This window comes from Leuconostoc sp., from assembly GCF_965300815.1.
Genome location: NZ_CBDKZH010000133.1, coordinates 1 through 3084 on the forward strand (window position 1 = coordinate 1; position 3084 = coordinate 3084).

A 3084-nucleotide genomic window follows, 5' to 3' on the forward strand; every position below is an offset into this window, starting at 1 on the left:
GAGAAATATCACATGACCTTATCAGCACAAACAAACACACAAATTATTATCAGCATTATCATTATCTCGTGATAGGTGCTGACAATTTGTGGTGCCTATCAATGTAAGATTGATAGGCAGCTGATTACCGTTACGGACACGCTGCAATTTTATTGCAGCGTGTCTTTTTGTTTTATTTCAGTGGAGGGAAAAAGATGACATTAACTGACGAACAAGCGACCCTGGCGCAGCACCTATTTGAGGCTTATCAACAGCACACGCCGTTGGATCAAGCAGATTTTGTGGACGTCGTTGCGGACTTTGAAACGGCATATCAGGTACAAGATGCCGTTATGGCACAAAAAGGCGTGCCCACGGCTGGCTATAAAGTATCACTGACGTCACCAGAGACGCAAGCGATGTTTGCCGCCGATGCGCCGTTGTATGGGGCACAGGTGGCGGATAAATTTTTACCATCTGGCACTGACTTACAGTTAACCGATTTTAATGAACCCTTGGTTGAAGTCGAGTTACTCTTTACCGCGAAAGTGGCTTTAACACCTGATATGTCTACCGAAACCTTACTGAAAAATACCTGGGTTGCGCCAGCTTTAGAAGTACCAGACGCCCGTTTTAAGGATTGGTTTCCGACCTTAAATAAGTACCTTGTTTTGAGTGACTGTGCAGTAGGTGGCGCAGTAGTTGCCGGTGACAACCGCGATGGTGCAACCTTAACGGTTGCCGAATTGGCTGATGTGCAAGCCACACTCACCCATAATGATACGGTGGTTGCGCAAGGGACAGGGGCAGCGGTGTTGGACAATCCCGTGTTGGCATTGCAATGGTTAGTGGGCAAATTAGCGGCACAAGGCAAAGACTTCCCAGCAGGGACAAAGGCGTCAACGGGAACATTCTTATTGCCACCACAACTCACCGCTGGTCAATGGCGCGCCACTTTTACTGGTGGCTTTGGTGAAGTTGTCGTCAACGTGAAAGGAAAGTAAGCCACATGACAAATAAAAAACTCACTTGGCAACAATTAGTTTTGATTGCTTCATTAATTTTTGGGATGTTCTTTGGCGCTGGCAATTTGATTTTTCCAGTCCAGTTAGGCCAACTCGCTGGTGGTAATTGGCTACCAGCAACGCTTGGTTTCTTAGTGACAGGGACGGTGGTGCCGTTTCTCGCTATGCTAGCTGTCAGTGTCACCCACAGTCGGAGTGTTTATGATGTTGCCAAGCCGGTTGGCCATTGGTTTGGCTTGGCGTTTCTGGTTGCCATTCATTTGACGATTGGGCCATTTTTCGGCACACCACGTACGGCCGCAACCGCCTTTTCAATGGGGGTTGCCCCATTTTTGGCACCAAAAGATCAAGGGCTCGGCATGCTGTTATTTTCAGGCGCATTTTTCGGGTTAGCATACTATTTAACGGTCAAACAATCTGGTTTGATGAAGTGGGTCGGGAAATATTTGAATCCACTGTTTCTCGCCTTGTTGCTCGTCGTCTTGTTGTTGGCGCTCGTGATGCCAATGGGAAGTACGCATCAAGCGGTGAGTGCAACGTATCAAGCTCATGCTGGTTTTCAAGGTATTTTAGATGTTTATAATACCATGGATGGCATTGCATTATTAGCCTTAGCTGTTTCGGTAGTTTATGCCGTGAAAGCGTTAGGCTTCCGTGATGCCCAAGTCTCGCAAGTGTTGGCAAAAGCCGGTTTACTCAGTATTGTGGCGGAAGCGGTGTTATATGCTGCATTGGTATTGCTTGGGGTGACGAGTTTAGGACAATTTAAGGCCGCTGCTAACGGTGGCGACGCTTTTGCCCAAATTGTTGCCCATTATGCTGGTAATTTTGGGACGGCTTTGACAGGCGTTGTGGTGACATTGGCTGTCTTTACCACGGCGATGGGTTTATTTGTCTCATTTGCCCAAGATATGCATTTGGTATTTCCAAAAGTGAGTTATTTATGGTTTTTGCGGGTCATCGCCTTTGGGTCATTTGTCACAGCGAATGCAGGCTTGACAAACATTGTGGCTTGGTCAGTCCCTGTCTTAATGTTTTTATATCCAATTTCACTGGTGTTAATTATGCTATCGCTGACGGCAAAATATTTCAATTACGCACCGGTTGTCTACCGTAGTGTGGTGGGCTTTGTCGCCTTACCAGCGCTACTAGATGCCTTGGCTAGTTCCCCTTTTATGTCCGGTCGATTGGCACAACAAGTCGTGAATACTTACCATCAATTGATCCCATTTTCAGCCTTGGGATTTGGCTGGTTGGTCCCAGCTGCTGTTGGGACGTTCGTTGGTCTTGGCGTTTATAGTTTTGCCCAAATCACGCAAAAATCCAGCGTGGCAGTAAAAGTTGATGAGTCGTTTTAACCTTTAGAAAATCCCCATATCGGGGGTTTTTTGTTATAATAGACACAGTAACTAATTGGAAGGAACGCGTGGTAGGTTTGTTTTACCCGCGAAATTGATTATCATGGGAAAATTTGTTGAGATGGATCATCCCTTGATCCAACATAAGCTAACAATGATTCGTCAAAAGAATGTGGGCACAAAAGATTTTCGTGCACTGGTTGACGAAATTGCAATGCTCATGACTTATGAAGCAAGTCGTGATTTACAATTAGAAGATGTGGTGATTGAAACACCCGTGGCAACGACAACGAAGAAGCAATTAGCTGGTAAGAAGTTGGCGGTTGTACCAATTCTGCGTGCTGGTTTGGGCATGGTTGATGGGATTGTGCAACTCATTCCAGCCGCAAAAATTGGCCATATTGGTATGTATCGTGATGAAGAAACTTTGGAACCAGTGGAGTATTTCATCAAGTTACCAGAAGATATTGACCAACGTGATGTCTTGCTTGTTGATCCAATGTTAGCAACAGGTGGTTCGGCCAAGGATGCGATTTCTGCTTTAAAGAAGCGCGGGGCCAAAAACATCAAGTTGATTACGTTAGTTTCAGCGCCAGAAGGGGTGAAAGCCGTGCAAGACGCACATCCAGACGTGGATATTTATACTGGCTCACTGGATGTTAGCTTAAATGAAAATGGTTATATTGTGCCAGGTCTCGGGGATGCCGGCGATCGTTTATTTG

The 3084-nt window shown here is 45.9% G+C and carries 3 protein-coding genes; all 3 read left to right on the forward strand.

What is annotated here, in order from left to right:
* Positions 1-194 precede the first annotated feature (194 nt).
* Complete coding sequence (locus tag ACW12G_RS07220; RefSeq protein WP_455647632.1) at positions 195-983, forward strand: 2-keto-4-pentenoate hydratase; 789 nt, start codon at positions 195-197, stop codon at positions 981-983.
* Between the two features lie 5 nt (positions 984-988).
* Positions 989-2362 (forward strand): branched-chain amino acid transport system II carrier protein, encoded by a 1374-nt coding sequence (brnQ, locus tag ACW12G_RS07225; protein WP_278392950.1) that lies wholly within the window; start codon positions 989-991, stop codon positions 2360-2362.
* Positions 2363-2465: 103 nt separating this feature from the next.
* On the forward strand, positions 2466-3084 hold a 619-nt coding region (gene upp, locus ACW12G_RS07230), incomplete at its 3' end, for a uracil phosphoribosyltransferase (protein WP_455647633.1).